The sequence below is a fragment of the Pedobacter sp. BAL39 genome (assembly GCF_000170795.1).
Classification (GTDB): domain Bacteria; phylum Bacteroidota; class Bacteroidia; order Sphingobacteriales; family Sphingobacteriaceae; genus Pedobacter.
Genome location: NZ_ABCM01000004.1, coordinates 340,444 through 355,194, shown reverse-complemented (window position 1 = coordinate 355,194; position 14,751 = coordinate 340,444). Strand labels below are relative to the sequence as shown.

Below are 14,751 nucleotides of genomic sequence, written 5' to 3'. Positions count from 1 at the left end.
AAAGGTATTGAAAAATTTTGTTCTGTATTAAATTGTTTTCAGAAGAGGGGCGAGGAAGCGGTCAACCTCCCTGATGGCGTTGGATAATCTATGCTCCTGTCCGCCGACAAGAACGTATTTTGCCTGGAGTGCTTTTAGTTCGGTATGCCATACTTCCATAAAGTGCTCCCGTTTGTTGGGGAAATCGCGGAGGGGGTCTTCCTGCCATGGAAGGTCGATGTCCATCAGCAGATAGAGGTCATATGGGTGTTGTGGCAGGGCGTCAAGCACTACCTGCGGCGTTTCACCAAAAACCTCATCACTCCATATTTTCACCGTGAGGAAAGTGGTGTCGGTAAAGATGAAGGGTTGTTCGGCAATGGCCAGAATGGACTCTTCCAGGGCGAGCTGCCCATGGAACATATTGACCTCGTCCTGCAGGTCGCAGGGCGCGGTGAGCGCGGCACAGTAGTAACGTGCATATTCAGGCACCCACAGCGTGCGGTAGTGTTTTGCCAGCTGCTGTGTGATGGTTGACTTTCCGGTACTCTCCGGTCCGACAATGGCGATCTTAATGGGTTTGTTCACGATAGGTTCTCCTCCAGTCCAGGTAGCCCTTCAAGGCAATGATCACTAAAAATGCGTAGAAAATTGCACTCAGGTTCAGGTGTTTGTAAATATATAGAGGTACGTAACAAAGGTCGACAATGATCCAGATGATCCAGTTCTGGAGGATTTTCCTGGTGAGGAGCACCTGTGCGACAAAACTCATCGCTGTGCAGAAGCCATCGGCAAAGGGGACGTCTGTATCTGTAAAGGTCTTCAGGAAAAAGCCGAGTAACACGGTGAGTACTGGGATGGAGACAATGACCATCAGCCATTGTTTTTTTGTAATGCTGGCGATGGGTTCTTCTTTGTTTCCGTCTTTCTTTTTCCAGTAGTACCAACCGTATACGGCGGTAAAGAGAAAATAGAACTGCAGGGACATATCTCCGTACATTCTGGCCTGGAAAAATACCCAGGCATAGGCAACAACACTGATGATGGAGATGGGCCAGCTCATTACCTTTTCCCGGGCAGCAAGATAGATACAGATGAATCCGGTAATAACACCGAGCCATTCTGCCCAGGTGGTATGCTCAAACTGGCTGATCAGAAACTGGGAAAAGGTGGATTGAAGGATGACCATGCGCCAAAAGTAACGAGTGGATCTCATTAAAAAAAGTCTGTACCGATGACGGCGCTTTATTTTTTAGATTACGGCATCGTTATTGCATTTATGTGGCTGAGCATTTTTGATATTAAATTCTATACCAATGAAAAATCTGGGGTTAAATATATTGGGTATTGTCCTTTTATCGGTGGGTTTGCTGGCCTTTACAAAGGCCAGGACCGGAGGCATCCAGGGAAAGGTGAATCCTGCGGAAGCAGCTGTACAGGTGCTGGCGGTTTCTGGTAAAGATACGCTGACCACAATGGTCAACGGAGGGACCTTTGTATTCAGCAATGTGAAGGCCGGGACCTATAGTGTAATGGTAAAGGCTGTAGTGCCTTACAAGGATGTGACCCTTTCAAATGTCGCTGTGGTGGACAGTGCAACGACGGATGTTGGCGTGATCCGGTTGCTGCAGTAAATCGCATGAAAATCGTCGCTTCTTTATTTAAGTAGTTTTTTAAAAAATAGCACATAATGTAATGTGCAAAAGCGTATCTTTGCATCCCGACAGAAGAGTCGGGATATTCCATACTTACGAGCGCAGAAAATCTCCAGACTACTCGGGTCTTTAATAACGCAATTTTTTACGAATTACACTTATATAAAACTTTAGACTTTTTAAAGCCTTATGCCTAAAGACACCTCCATACGCTCAGTATTAATTATTGGATCGGGACCTATCATCATTGGTCAAGCTTGTGAATTTGATTATTCAGGATCGCAAGCGGCCCTATCTCTGAAGGAAGAGGGGATTGAAGTATCAATCATCAACTCTAACCCTGCAACCATCATGACCGACAAGGTAATTGGGGACCATGTTTACCTGTGGCCACTGACCGTAGATTCGATTGAGCAAATCCTCACAGAACGTAAGATTGATGCGGTACTGCCTACTATGGGTGGACAAACGGCATTAAACCTTTGTAAGGAAGCTGAAGAACGCGGTGTCTGGGAGAAACACGGTGTCCGTGTGATCGGTGTAGACGTGGATGCGATTGAGAAAACAGAAAACAGGGAAGCTTTCCGCCAGTTGATGATTGACATCGGTGTGGGTGTTGCTCCTTCGAAGATTGCCAACTCTTTCCTGGAAGGTAAAGAAGCTGCCCAGCAGATTGGTTATCCATTGGTGATCCGTCCTTCGTATACGCTCGGTGGATCCGGCGGTGGTTTCGTACATAAAAAAGAAGATTTTGACCATGCTTTACAGCGCGGGCTTGAAGCTTCGCCAACACATGAGGTGCTGGTTGAAAAGGCAGTGTTCGGATGGAAAGAATATGAGCTGGAGTTGCTGAGGGACAGTAATGACAATGTAATCATCATTTGTTCTATTGAGAACTTTGACCCTATGGGTATCCATACTGGTGACTCCATCACGGTGGCACCGGCGATGACGCTTTCTGACCGTTGTTACCAGGATATGCGTAACCAGGCGATTAAGATGATGCGTGCGATTGGTAACTTTGCCGGCGGATGTAATGTACAGTTTTCTGTAAATCCTGAAAATGATGACATCATCGCCATCGAGATCAACCCAAGGGTATCACGTTCTTCGGCACTGGCAAGTAAGGCTACGGGTTACCCGATCGCTAAAATTGCGGCGAAGCTGGCCATTGGTTACAACCTGGATGAAATCGAAAATCAGATCACTAAGACTACCTCGGCTTATTTTGAGCCTACACTGGACTATGTGATTGTGAAAGTGCCACGCTGGAACTTTGATAAGTTCAAAGGAGCCAATATGGAGCTTGGATTACAGATGAAGTCTGTAGGTGAGGTGATGGCGATTGGGCGTAGTTTCATTGAGGCTTTGCAAAAGGCTTGTCAGAGTCTGGAAATCGGTAGAGCGGGACTTGGAGCGGATGGTAAACATAACCGCAGCATTGAAGAGATCATGCACGGACTGGAGCATGCGAGCTGGAACCGTCTGTTCCTGATCAAAGACGCCATGAGCATGGGTGTTCCATTGGAGTCCATCCGCAAAGTCACTAAAATTGATAAATGGTTCCTTTCGCAGATTCATGAACTGGTACAACTGGAGACTGAACTGAAAAGGTACTCATTGAATAATATTCCTAAGGAATTCTTCTTTACATTGAAACAAAAGGGCTTCTCTGATATTCAGATTGCGTATCTGCTGGGAAATGTAACGGAAGATGAGGTCTACGAACGCAGAAGGTCGCTGGGTATCAAACGTGTTTATAAGATGGTGGATACCTGCGCGGCAGAGTTTGCGGCACAGACACCTTATTACTACTCTAGTTTTGAAGAGGAAAGCGAGTCTGTACCATCAGACAGAAAGAAAGTAATTGTATTGGGTTCCGGGCCGAACCGTATTGGTCAGGGAATTGAATTTGATTATTCTTGTGTACATGGATTACTAGCTGCGAAAGAAAGTGGTTTTGAGGCGATCATGATCAATTGTAACCCGGAGACGGTTTCTACGGATTTCAATATGGCCGACAAGCTTTACTTTGAGCCTGTATTCTGGGAGCATGTAAGAGAAATCATCGATCTGGAGAAACCGGAGGGTGTGATTGTACAGCTTGGAGGTCAGACCGCGTTAAAAATGGCTGAAAAGTTACATGAGAATGGCATCAAGATCATCGGTACTTCTTACAATGACATGGATGTTGCTGAAGACAGGGGGCGTTTCTCTGACTTGCTGAAAGAGCTTGAAATTCCTTATCCTAGATATGGGGTAGCTGAAAATGCAGAAGAAGCAATTGTTGTGGCGAATGAGGTTGGCTATCCGGTACTGGTAAGACCAAGTTATGTGTTGGGTGGACAGGGAATGAGCATTGTGATCAATGATGAGGACCTGGAAAAAGCGGTAGTGAAACTGCTGGGCGATCTTCCTGGTAACCGCGTACTGATTGACCACTTCCTGGACCGTGCTGAAGAGACAGAGTCTGATTCCATCAGTGATGGCGAAGATGTGCATATTGTTGGATTGATGGAACATATTGAGCCTGCGGGGATTCACTCCGGAGATTCAAGTGCCGTGTTGCCGCCGTTCAGTTTGTCTGAAAAGGTGATGAACGACATGGAGGTCTATTCTAAGAAAATTGCAAAGGCCCTCAACGTCATCGGATTACTGAATATCCAGTTTGCGGTTAAAGATGAAAAGGTGTATGTGATTGAAGCGAATCCTAGAGCTTCCAGGACTGTTCCTTTCATTGCAAAGGCTTACGATGTTCCTTACATCAATATCGCCGCAAAGGTGATGCTGGGTGCCGCCAAGCTGAAAGATTTTACCATTGAGCGTAAGCTGAAAGGTTTTGCGATTAAGGAACCGGTATTCTCATTTGATAAATTCCCTGAGGTGGCTAAGGAGCTGGGGCCTGAGATGAAGTCTACAGGTGAGGCGATCAGGTTTATCAAAGACCTGGAAGATCCTTACTTCAGAAAGTTATATAAAGATAAGTCGATGTACTTGTCGAAATAATAAAAGCAAGGCTGTTTTCATCTGAAAACAGCCTTTTTTAATTTAATTCTTTCCCCAGATCCGGGTATTCAGGTCCAGCTCATGGATGATGCCATACATAAAACGGATGAGTGCAAGATCTTCCTGTAATAAGTCAGGATCAAGCAATGTTTTAAATACGGGGGCTTCAAAATAATTTTTATTGAGCGGAAAGGCGATAAATATATGGTCAGCCGTAAAAGAAAGGCTGATGGTCTGACTGCAGCGGTTGTTGAGTTCACAGATGCGCTCCATGAGTGTTGGTGTGAGGATGTATCTGGCTTCTACCTGATCATTGGAGTAAGTGCTGAAAGTTTTGGTAAATGTCGGGTTCTCGAGTTTGACGAGCTCATCCCTGGAAAAAACGGGTATTGCTGAGGAGATCCAGGAGCTGATGACGTCGCCAAGATCCCTGGGGCTGACTATGGTGCTGCCACGGAAATTTTTGTTGAAGTCGGCACAAAAAACAATACCCTTCAGGATGGTATGCCAATGTTCCTGAGTGCCGTTTTTTGTCCGGGTAACGGTTTTATATTCTGCGTGAACCTCAGAGAAGCTGAACCTGGTTTTGCCGGCGGTACCATAAATCTGATCTTCGCTATGGTAGCGGTCGGGCCGGTGTGAGAATAACCTGGAGGCCACAAAGTCAGACTCAGAGAGGCCATCTGAGGCATCAATCTGCAGGCTCGGATCGATTTCCTTCAATGCGTTTGCAATGAAGGTCTGCTTGAACTGATGCTGATATTCCGTTTCCCTGGAGCTGTTTCTGGCCACCATAACGATACCTGTGATCAGCGGAATGGCGCCGCAGATCAGCAGGACCGTAATTGGGCCACCCAGAAAAATACCGCCGCCAATCATTAAAATTCCTGCACCGAGGAAAATATAGCTGCGGACCTTTAGGGCAGAGAGTGTTTTTCTTTGTTCCTCAAGCCCATTGAGCATCACAGATGCGCTGGCCGGGGGCTTAACTATATGATCTTCCATTAACGGTTAAAAAGATCTTTAGCGCTGATGTTTTTGCGTTCTTCTTCCGGAATGGAAAGTACAGCCATTGGTTTGTAGTTCATCATTCCTGCAATGATGCTTCCAGGGAACATCATAATGCCATTGTTGTAATCCGTTACAGAGGCATTATATGTTCTTCTCGCAGCTGCAATTTGTTCTTCACTTTCTGTCCAGGTACTTTGCAGCTGGATGAAATTCTGGCTGGCTTTGAGGTCCGGGTAGTTTTCTACCGTAACCATGACCGATTTGAGGGCTGTGCTCATCTGTGCGTCTATCTGAAGCCGCTCTTCGCTGCTGATGTCCGGGTTGGAAGCCTTGCTGCGCAGCTCAACAATTTTAGAAAGTAAGCCTGCCTCATGTTGCATGTACTGCTTTACCGTTTCCACAAGGTTGGGAAGGAGGTCATAGCGTTTTTTTAGCATGGCATCGATGGCGGAGAAGGCATTGTCTACCTGATTCTTTTTGGCGATGAGTGAGTTGTACAGGCTAAGGCCTATAATCAGCAGAACGACGATGATGATACCGAAGATAATCATGTGAGTGGTTTAAGTGTTAATTGAAATGGTAAATATATAAATATCCGGAAATAAAAAAGCCCTGTGTTTTTACGCATAGGGCTGATGTAGAATGCCGGTTGATTTATCGTTAGAAGGGGAGGTCACCATCGACGCCACTTGGGTCGAGGTATTCAGCTTCACTTTTGGGTGTGGTATTTTCTGTGCTGGCGGGTGTATGTTCAAAATCGCTTTTACGGCCAAGTATGGTGAAGTTTTCTGCAACGACTTCAGTTACATATTTTTTGATTTTCTCTCTGTCTTCGAAAGACCTGGTGCGCAGCTTACCTTCTATATATACCAGTTTGCCTTTTTGCAGATATTTTGAAGCGACTTCAGCCAGGCCCCTCCATAAAACAATATTATGCCATTCTGTTTGCTCTATACGTTTCCCATCCTTGTTATAGGTTTCTGATGTCGCCAATGGAAAGCTGGCTACAGTGACGCCTCCATCTAGATGTCTGACTTCAGGATCTTTGCCTAAATGACCGACTAAAATAACTTTGTTAATACCTGACATGAAAATTGGTTTTTTACTGTTTAGTTGTATAGGATTCGATAAAATTTGCGATCACCTTTGGTTGTGGTAATCCATCAAATTCACTTAAAGAAACCCGTTTTATATCTGCTTTTACTTTAAAGTTAATGATATAATTGTCTAAACCAAAAAATTGAACAAATATAGTTTGGTGGGTGAGTAAATGTTTGTGCGCAGCAAGTGGTTTGATAACTACCTCTTTTCCAAAGTATTCCTGCACTGCGTGGGAGAACTGCTCCGGAACTTCTGTAAAATGATTTTCCGTTTCAATCAGGGGGAAATCATACAATTCCTGCCATACATCTCCCGGACCTCTTTTCCGCACCAATAGCTGACCTTCCTGTTCGCATACAAAATAATTAAAATAGCGGATGCGTTTTTTTAGCTTTTTTAGTTTTACAGGCAACAAGGCAACAGTGCCTTTTGTTTTTGCTTCGCAGCCTGCATGCACCGGGCAGCTGGGACAGTCAGGTGATTTGGGTTTGCACTGCAGGGCGCCGAACTCCATGATCGCCTGATTGTATATTGATGGCGTTTGGCCGGCGATGAGCGACTGTGCAAGTGCACTGAAAATTTTTTTGCCTTCGGTACTGTTGATGGGGCTGTCTACGCCGAAGTAGCGGGAGAGCACGCGGAAGACATTGCCATCCAGGACTGCCTTGGATTCATCGGAAGAGAAAGAGGAGATGGCTGCCGCGGTGTATTCGCCAATGCCCTTCAGGCCAACGAGAGTATCATAAGTATTAGGGAATACCCCATTATGGTTGTCGCGGATCTGTCTTGCAGTATACAGCATGTTCCGGCCTCTTGAATAATAACCGAGGCCCTGCCATAATTTGAGGATCTGAGTTTCCTCCGCATTGGCAAAGTCGGTGATACCGGGGTATTGTGAAAGGAAGCGATTGAAATAAGGCAGGCCCTGTTCCACCCTTGTTTGCTGCAGAATGATTTCCGACAGCCAGATTACATAGGGGTCACGGGTATTCCGCCAGGGTAATGATCGTTTGTTCAGCTCATACCATTTCACGATTTCATTCTGAAAACTCATAACTACAAAAATACGTGCAATTATTTGTATACTTATCAAGAAATGTTTTTTGCTGAATGATGCCCATGGAGGTTGATTTCTAATGATTCCTAAACTCAGGCTTAACGTGTTTTTAATAAAACTTGCAATTCGGTGATGGATCAGGAGACAAATAAATCATCTTTTATTTTCCTATCTCATTAAAAAGCAATACTTTTGCAACCCCAAAACACTTATAAAGTAATAACACACTATAAATTAATAACAGAGAATATGACTAAGGCAGATATTATTTCAGAAATATCAACGAAAACAGGAATTGAAAAGGTAGATGTACAAGAAACCGTTGAGGCATTTTTCAAGGTCATCAAAAACAGCATGATTGGTGGAGAGAATGTATATGTTAGGGGCTTCGGCAGTTTTGTTGTTAAGAAAAGAGCACAGAAGACTGCTAGAAATATTTCTAAAAACACTGCAATCATTATCCCGGAGCATTTCGTACCGAGCTTTAAACCAGCAAAAGTGTTTGTTGACAAAGTAAAAAATAATTCAAAAAAAGTTAGCGTAGAAGCTTAATCATTCTCATGATAAACAGTATCCGATCCAGACAATTTATTCTAATAGGGGCCATTGTGCTACTGATAGGATTTTTGTTTACGAGGGATATTAAGGGTTTGGTGAAACCAAAACAAGACAGGGGTGCTGCTCCTGCGACCGGGCAAATGGCGCCCGCCCAACCGGCAACAGAGCAGATTAACCTGGAACAGGTTTCATTGGTGGCCAAGAATACACTCAATCCGGGGCTTGCAGCTGAAATTACCACATTGGAGGGTGCTTATAAGAGTGCTGCTGAAGACCGTAAGGTTGCAGAGGCGAAGGTGCTGGCGAAGAAGTGGGATGATGTTGCGCAGGCAGTTCCGAGTGCGTTATATCTGGAGATCGTTGCCGGCAAGGAGCCGACACTGACGAACTGGTTGAACGCCGGGGATAGTTTTATGAAGGCGTTTGACAACAGCCGCGACAGTGTATTGCTGCCTGCATTATTGCAGAAGGCCAATCTGGCTTATACAAATGCAGTGGCAATAGATTCAAACAGTAACGATGCAAAAACAGGTTTGGGCATCACCATGGTAAATGGGATGGGTGCGCCAATGGCGGGTATCGGTATGCTGCTTGGCGTAGTGAAGAAAGACCCTAAGAACATTAAAGCAAATATGAGCTTGGGAACATTTGCCATGAAGTCAGGTCAGTTTGATAAAGCGATCGTCAGGTTTCAGGACATCATTAAAATCAAGCCTTCCCCTGACGCTTATTTTTATCTGGCCACGGCCTATGAGAATTTGGGAAAGGATGCTGAGGCCATCGAAGCTTACGAAAAGAGTAAAAAATTAGCTGCAAATGCGACGTTGTCAAAGTTTGTTGACGACAAAGTGTCTGCGTTAAAGAATAAAAAATAATAAACAGATTTATAAAAATATTTAAAACCTAAGATTATGCCAAGCGGTAAAAAAAGAAAGAGACATAAAATGGCTACGCACAAACGTAAAAAACGTTTAAGAAAAAACAGACATAAGAAAAAATAGTTTCTTCTTGTTTTGCATGATAAATTAAGGCTAGGATGAAATCATAGCCTTAATTTGTTGTTAGCAATGTTTTTTATTGTCCATGTGTTAATAAGGCCTAAAGCCTTTTAAACTGTAGCTTTTGGTAAAGGAACTAATTATAGATTCAACTCCTTCGGGGGTGACCATAGCTTTAGTTGAAGATAAACAACTTGTAGAACTTCATAAGGAACACATCAATAACAACTACGCCGTAGGTGATATTTATTTAGGCCGCATAAAGAAAATAATGCCGGGCCTAAATGCTGCGTTCGTTGATGTAGGTTACGAAAAGGATGCTTTTTTGCATTACTTCGACCTTGGTCCACAGGTACAATCTTTGATAAAGCTTACTAAAATCAAGCGTAATGGCTCTGTTAACGGAACTTTATTAGATAATTTCAAGCTAGAGGGAGATATTAACAAAGCAGGCAAAATATCTGAGGTGGTCAGCAAGAATCTTGTTCTTCCTGTTCAGATTGCTAAAGAACCCATTTCAACAAAAGGACCCAGATTAAGCTCCGACTTATCCATAGCCGGGCGTTACATCGTACTGGTCCCTTTCTCTAATGTCATTTCGATCTCCAAAAAAATTAAGAGCAATACAGAACGTAATCGTTTAAAAAAGATTATCGAAAGTATTAAGCCTAAAAACTTTGGAGTCATCATTAGAACGGTTTCTGAAGGCAAGGGAGTACATGAACTCCAAAAAGACCTTTTGGATTCTGTGACAAAGTGGGAGAACTTCATCAAGAAGCTGCCCGATGCAGAACCCTCTAAACGTGTATGGGGAGAAATGGATCGTACATCCACCCTGATCCGTGATATTTTAAGCACTGATTTCGCAAATGTTTATGTGAATGACAGTGGCCTGTTTGAAGATATCCGCTCTTATGTGCATGAGATCTCTCCGGAAATGGAGAAAATCGTGAAGCTCTATAAACATAAAGAACCCATCTTTGAACATTTCAGTATAGAGAAGCAGATCAAAAATGCTTTTGGTAAAACTGTAAATCTGGCTGGGGGAGCCTATCTGGTGGTAGAACATACAGAAGCATTGCACGTCATCGACGTGAATAGCGGAAACAGGACTGCCAGTAAAGAGAACCAGGAGGAGAATGCACTCCAGGTGAATAAAGAAGCAGCAAAGGAAATTGCCAGGCAACTGCGTCTCCGTGATATGGGAGGTATTGTGGTGATCGATTTTATCGATATGCATAAACCTGTAAATCGGAAGATGTTATTTGATTATCTGAAGGAGCTGATGTTACTGGATCGTGCGAAGCACACCATTCTTCCTCCGAGTAAGTTTGGTCTTGTTCAGATTACCCGTCAGCGCGTGCGCCCGGAAATGAACATCGTTACCAGCGAGAAATGCCCAACCTGTGATGGTACAGGTGAAATTAAGGCGAGCATTGTTTTGATGGATGACATTGAGAACAACCTTACCTATATTTTGCAGGAGCAAAATGAAAAAAATATTACACTTTGTGTACACCCTTATATTGAAGCATTCATCAAAAAAGGGTTTATATCACTGCAATGGAAGTGGTTCTTTAAATTTGGGCAGCGCATCAAAATTAGGGCAGTTCCATCGTATCATCTTACAGAATTCCATTTTATTTCTGCGAAAGACGAAGAGATCAAATTATAATAGTGGTAAATTTCCAAAAACAGGTCTGATTCCCGAAGGGATCGGACCTGTTTTATTTTAGGGTAATTAGCGTTAAATTCGTCGGTCATTAAATTTTAATCCATTGGCTAAAAGCAAATCAGCATATTTTTGTCAGAGTTGCGGGTATGAATCCGCAAAATGGCTGGGCAAGTGTCCGTCCTGTAACTCCTGGAATACCTTCGTCGAAGAGGTCATTGAAAAAGGAAACGCCAAAGTACCTGCCTGGAAGACCGGTGCCGGTAATTCAAGGGTAAGTACCCCCAGTAAGGTAGAAGATATCGTATCCATCACGGAAGAGCGTGTGCCTACGGGTGACCTCGAGCTGGACAGAGTGTTGGGTGGGGGACTTGTTCCGGGATCGGTAACGCTGATTGGTGGTGAACCCGGAATCGGGAAGTCTACACTAATGCTGCAGCTGGCCCTGAATATTGTCGGGAAAAAGGTGCTGTACATCTCCGGTGAGGAGAGTGAACAACAGATCAAGATGCGAGCAGAACGGATTACAGATCAGCCTAAAGCAAGTTGTTATATCTTAACGGAAACATCGACGCAGAATATTTTCAAACAGGTAGAACTGCTGGAACCGGAAATACTGATCGTAGATTCTATTCAGACACTCCATTCTGCTCATATCGAATCGACTCCGGGAAGTGTTTCTCAGGTGAGGGAATGTACGGCTGAACTGCTGAAATTCGCGAAAGAGACGGATACCCCTGTGTTCCTTATCGGGCATATCACTAAGGATGGTACGATCGCAGGGCCGAAAATCCTGGAGCATATGGTGGACACAGTTTTACAATTTGAAGGAGATCGTCATCATGTATACCGCATCCTGAGATCTATTAAAAACAGGTTTGGTGCAGCCGCGGAGCTGGGCATTTATGCAATGCATGGCAGTGGTTTAAGGCAGGTTTCCAACCCCTCGGAGATTCTGTTGTCACAGCGTGATGAAGAGCTCAGTGGAATTGCGATTTCAGCTACTTTAGAAGGTGCCAGGCCAATGTTGATCGAAACTCAGGCGCTGGTGAGCACCGCCGCTTACGGGACGCCTCAGCGCTCCGCAAATGGCTTTGATACCAAACGCATGAATATGTTGCTGGCGGTGCTGGAAAAGCGATGTGGCTTTCGTCTGAGTACAAGAGACGTTTTTCTGAATATTGCGGGAGGTATCAAAGTGGAGGACCCGGCTATTGACCTGGCGATCCTCGTGGCATTGATTTCTTCTCATGAGGACATTTCAATTTCCTCCAAAATCTGTTTTGCCGCTGAAGTGGGATTGTCTGGTGAAATCAGGGCGGTGAACCGTATTGAACAGCGGATCTCAGAAGCGGAGAAATTGGGTTTTGAACGGATTTTCATCTCAAATTATAATCTTAAGGGACTGCAGACGGAACGTTTTAAAATTGAACTGACTGCAGTGAGCAAGATTGAAGATGTATTCTCCATCTTATTCGGTTGATGTATGGGGTGTGATGTTGTTGCTTTTCCCCAATGAGGAATATTAATCCCCGTTCGACGAGCGCGCTTTATTTTTATTATTATTTGTAATGTGTTGATAGTTAGTTGTTTAATATTTTGTTTTCTGCTTTTTTTAAGCCGGCGGGATAGTTGCCTTAATGATATCGTTATTCATTTATGATATAACAACAATAGGGATGATTATCCTCGTTATCGCCAGATAACGAGGATTTTTTTTGTGCGCTGCATTTTTCTTATCCAGAGGCTTTTCATCAAAAAGGCTGAACATTCTGAAATGTCCAGCCTTTATAAGGAATGGTGATTTTCGTTATTCTACGGTAACCGACTTCGCGAGGTTTCTCGGTTGGTCTACATTGCATCCGCGCATGACGGCGATGTGGTACGACAACAATTGTAAAGGTATTGTCGCCAGTAACGGCAGGAATGCTTCACTTGCATCCGGGATTTCTATGCAGTAATCGGCCATTTTTTTGACTTCTGTATCACCTTCGGTAACGATGGCAAGCACAATCCCTTTGCGGGCTTTGACTTCCTGGATATTGCTGATGACCTTCTCGTAAGAAGAGTTTTTGGTGGCAATAACTACCACAGGCATTTCTTCATCAATTAATGCGATCGGACCATGTTTCATCTCTGCAGCCGGGTAACCTTCCGCGTGGATATAGGATATCTCCTTCAGCTTCAGGGCACCTTCCAATGCGACAGGGAAGCCGCTTCCTCTTCCCAGGAACAGGCAGTTTCTGGAATCTTTGAACTTTTCCGAGATTTCTTTGATCAGCTCATTGGATTCCAAAGCCTTCTGGATTTTTTCAGGTATGCAATCCAGTTCTGTCAGCAATTCATTCAGTTTAGAATGTGTAACTGTTCCTTTCTGCTGGGCCATGTAGAATGCCATTAGTGTAAGCACAGTTACCTGAGCTGTGAAAGCTTTTGTGGAGGCTACACCGATCTCCGGTCCAGCATGTGTATAAACACCCGCATGTGTCAATCGTGGGATAGAAGCCCCAACCACATTACAAACGCCAAAGATGGTTGCTCCTTTTTCCTTGGCCATTTCAATCGCGGCCATGGTGTCGGCAGTTTCACCGGATTGGGAGATGGCGATAACGACATCTTTTTCCGTAATAATTGGATTTCTGTACCGGAACTCCGACGCGTATTCCACTTCAACAGGAATGCGCGCATATTCTTCGATCAGGTATTCTCCGACCAAGCCGGCATGCCATGACGTACCACAGGCAACTATGATGATCCTGTCGATGTTTTTTAGCTTGTCAGCATATTCTTTGATCCCACCAAGCTGTACAGTTCCTTCATTAGGATAAATCCTGCCACGCAGGCAATCCCGGATAGATCTTGACTGTTCAAAGATTTCCTTCAGCATGAAGTGGTCATAACCACCTTTCTCGAGCATTTCCAGTTTAAGTTCCAGTTCCTGTATATAAGGTGTCTGGATGACGTTGTCGAGACGTTTGATCAGCAACTCATCCCGCTTTAAGAAAGCAATTTCGTTGTCATTCAGATAAATTACATTTTTGGTATATTCTACGATCGGAGTAGCATCAGAAGCAATAAAATATTCACCTGTGCCAACACCAATGACCAGTGGGCTTCCTTTTCTGGCAGCGATCAGCTGATCAGGGTGATCTTCGTCCATCACCACGATGGCGTAAGCACCGCTGACTTCATTCAGCGCGAGGCGTACGGCCTCAAGCAGGTCGGTATTGTCATTTTTATAAATCTCTTCAATCAGGTGTACAAGCACCTCGGTATCGGTATCGCTGGAGAATACATGTCCTCTATTCATCAGTTCTTCCTTGAGGATGGCATAGTTTTCTATGATCCCATTGTGGATGATGCTAAGTTTGCCATTGTTTGAGGTGTGAGGGTGAGAGTTCCTGTCTGAAGGAGCACCGTGTGTGGCCCATCTGGTATGGCCAATGCCTGCAGTTCCTGAAAGGTCCTTGCCTTCAGCAAAGTTTTCCAGCTCTACTACTTTACCGGCTTTTTTGTAAATGTTCAATCCGGTTTCGTTGATTAAAGCAATTCCGGCGCTATCGTAACCACGGTATTCCAGTCTCTTTAATCCTTTTATGACGATCGGCCAGGCTTCTCTATGACCGATGTAACCAACAATTCCACACATATTTATATATTGGGTTTAAAAAATAAATCCCCCGAAATTAATGAATCTCGGGGGATATAAAAGCA

General features: G+C 44.2%; 13 protein-coding genes. 6 read left to right on the top strand and 7 right to left on the bottom strand.

The features are described from left to right. Positions 1-27: 27 nt before the first annotated feature. Complete coding sequence (locus PBAL39_RS07925) at positions 28-567, bottom strand: AAA family ATPase (protein WP_008240154.1); 540 nt, start codon at positions 565-567, stop codon at positions 28-30. Then, positions 551-1,195, bottom strand: a complete 645-nt coding sequence (pnuC, locus tag PBAL39_RS07920) for a nicotinamide riboside transporter PnuC (protein ID WP_232282914.1) — start codon at positions 1,193-1,195, stop codon at positions 551-553. Before pnuC ends, PBAL39_RS07925 begins: the two co-directional genes overlap by 17 nt. A 100-nt stretch (positions 1,196-1,295) precedes the next feature. On the opposite strand from pnuC, the gene PBAL39_RS07915 reads away from it, so the two are divergent. Together PBAL39_RS07915 and carB are read left to right on the top strand one after the other, a co-directional pair. Further along, positions 1,296-1,613 carry a carboxypeptidase regulatory-like domain-containing protein gene (locus PBAL39_RS07915; protein WP_008240152.1) on the top strand — a complete coding sequence of 106 codons (318 nt, stop codon included), beginning with the start codon at positions 1,296-1,298 and terminating at the stop codon, positions 1,611-1,613. Positions 1,614-1,823: 210 nt separating this feature from the next. After that, positions 1,824-4,640, top strand: a complete 2,817-nt coding sequence (gene carB / locus PBAL39_RS07910) for a carbamoyl-phosphate synthase large subunit (protein ID WP_008240151.1) — start codon at positions 1,824-1,826, stop codon at positions 4,638-4,640. Positions 4,641-4,682: 42 nt separating this feature from the next. Here carB and PBAL39_RS07905 read toward each other — a convergent pair whose 3' ends face one another. The 4 genes from PBAL39_RS07905 to mutY form a co-directional block, all read right to left on the bottom strand. Then, entirely contained in the window at positions 4,683-5,645 is a 963-nt protein-coding gene (locus tag PBAL39_RS07905) for a DUF3137 domain-containing protein (protein WP_008240150.1), read from the bottom strand. After that, positions 5,645-6,202 (bottom strand): LemA family protein, encoded by a 558-nt coding sequence (locus tag PBAL39_RS07900; RefSeq protein WP_008240146.1) that lies wholly within the window; start codon positions 6,200-6,202, stop codon positions 5,645-5,647. The genes PBAL39_RS07905 and PBAL39_RS07900 overlap by 1 nt, the downstream gene beginning before the upstream one ends. Positions 6,203-6,311: 109 nt before the next feature. Then, positions 6,312-6,740 carry a single-stranded DNA-binding protein gene (locus tag PBAL39_RS07895; protein WP_008240144.1) on the bottom strand — a complete coding sequence of 143 codons (429 nt, stop codon included), beginning with the start codon at positions 6,738-6,740 and terminating at the stop codon, positions 6,312-6,314. 13 nt (positions 6,741-6,753) lie between these two features. Then, the gene (gene mutY, locus PBAL39_RS07890; protein ID WP_008240141.1) at positions 6,754-7,806 is read right to left on the bottom strand and encodes an A/G-specific adenine glycosylase; all 1,053 of its coding nucleotides are present in this window, start codon (positions 7,804-7,806) and stop codon (positions 6,754-6,756) included. 252 nt (positions 7,807-8,058) lie between these two features. Between mutY and PBAL39_RS07885 the strand changes: the two genes are divergently transcribed. The 4 genes from PBAL39_RS07885 (at position 8,059) to radA (ending at position 12,520) form a co-directional block, all read left to right on the top strand. Continuing rightward, the gene (locus tag PBAL39_RS07885) at positions 8,059-8,361 is read left to right on the top strand and encodes an HU family DNA-binding protein (RefSeq protein ID WP_008240139.1); all 303 of its coding nucleotides are present in this window, start codon (positions 8,059-8,061) and stop codon (positions 8,359-8,361) included. Between the two features lie 101 nt (positions 8,362-8,462). Beyond that, positions 8,463-9,242 carry a tetratricopeptide repeat protein gene (locus PBAL39_RS07880; RefSeq protein WP_232282913.1) on the top strand — a complete coding sequence of 260 codons (780 nt, stop codon included), beginning with the start codon at positions 8,463-8,465 and terminating at the stop codon, positions 9,240-9,242. 247 nt (positions 9,243-9,489) lie between these two features. Continuing rightward, entirely contained in the window at positions 9,490-11,040 is a 1,551-nt protein-coding gene (locus PBAL39_RS07875) for an Rne/Rng family ribonuclease (protein WP_039866238.1), read from the top strand. A gap of 103 nt (positions 11,041-11,143) precedes the next feature. Next, the gene (radA, locus tag PBAL39_RS07870; protein ID WP_008240133.1) at positions 11,144-12,520 is read left to right on the top strand and encodes a DNA repair protein RadA; all 1,377 of its coding nucleotides are present in this window, start codon (positions 11,144-11,146) and stop codon (positions 12,518-12,520) included. Positions 12,521-12,847: 327 nt separating this feature from the next. Here the strand turns inward: radA and glmS are convergent, their stop codons facing one another. Beyond that, complete coding sequence (gene glmS / locus PBAL39_RS07865; RefSeq protein WP_008240131.1) at positions 12,848-14,686, bottom strand: glutamine--fructose-6-phosphate transaminase (isomerizing); 1,839 nt, start codon at positions 14,684-14,686, stop codon at positions 12,848-12,850. Positions 14,687-14,751: the final 65 nt, after the last annotated feature.

Bases quoted from the DNA above. Each gene is read 5' to 3' on its own strand.
- pnuC (WP_232282914.1), bottom strand. From the start codon at position 1,195: ATGAGATCCACTCGTTACTTTTGGCGCATGGTCATCCTTCAATCCACC.
- PBAL39_RS07885 (WP_008240139.1), top strand. From the start codon at position 8,059: ATGACTAAGGCAGATATTATTTCAGAAATATCAACGAAAACAGGAATT.
- glmS (WP_008240131.1), bottom strand. From the start codon at position 14,686: ATGTGTGGAATTGTTGGTTACATCGGTCATAGAGAAGCCTGGCCGATC.
- PBAL39_RS07915 (WP_008240152.1), top strand. From the start codon at position 1,296: ATGAAAAATCTGGGGTTAAATATATTGGGTATTGTCCTTTTATCGGTG.
- PBAL39_RS07895 (WP_008240144.1), bottom strand. From the start codon at position 6,740: ATGTCAGGTATTAACAAAGTTATTTTAGTCGGTCATTTAGGCAAAGAT.
- mutY (WP_008240141.1), bottom strand. From the start codon at position 7,806: ATGAGTTTTCAGAATGAAATCGTGAAATGGTATGAGCTGAACAAACGA.
- PBAL39_RS07900 (WP_008240146.1), bottom strand. From the start codon at position 6,202: ATGATTATCTTCGGTATCATCATCGTCGTTCTGCTGATTATAGGCCTT.
- carB (WP_008240151.1), top strand. From the start codon at position 1,824: ATGCCTAAAGACACCTCCATACGCTCAGTATTAATTATTGGATCGGGA.
- PBAL39_RS07905 (WP_008240150.1), bottom strand. From the start codon at position 5,645: ATGGAAGATCATATAGTTAAGCCCCCGGCCAGCGCATCTGTGATGCTC.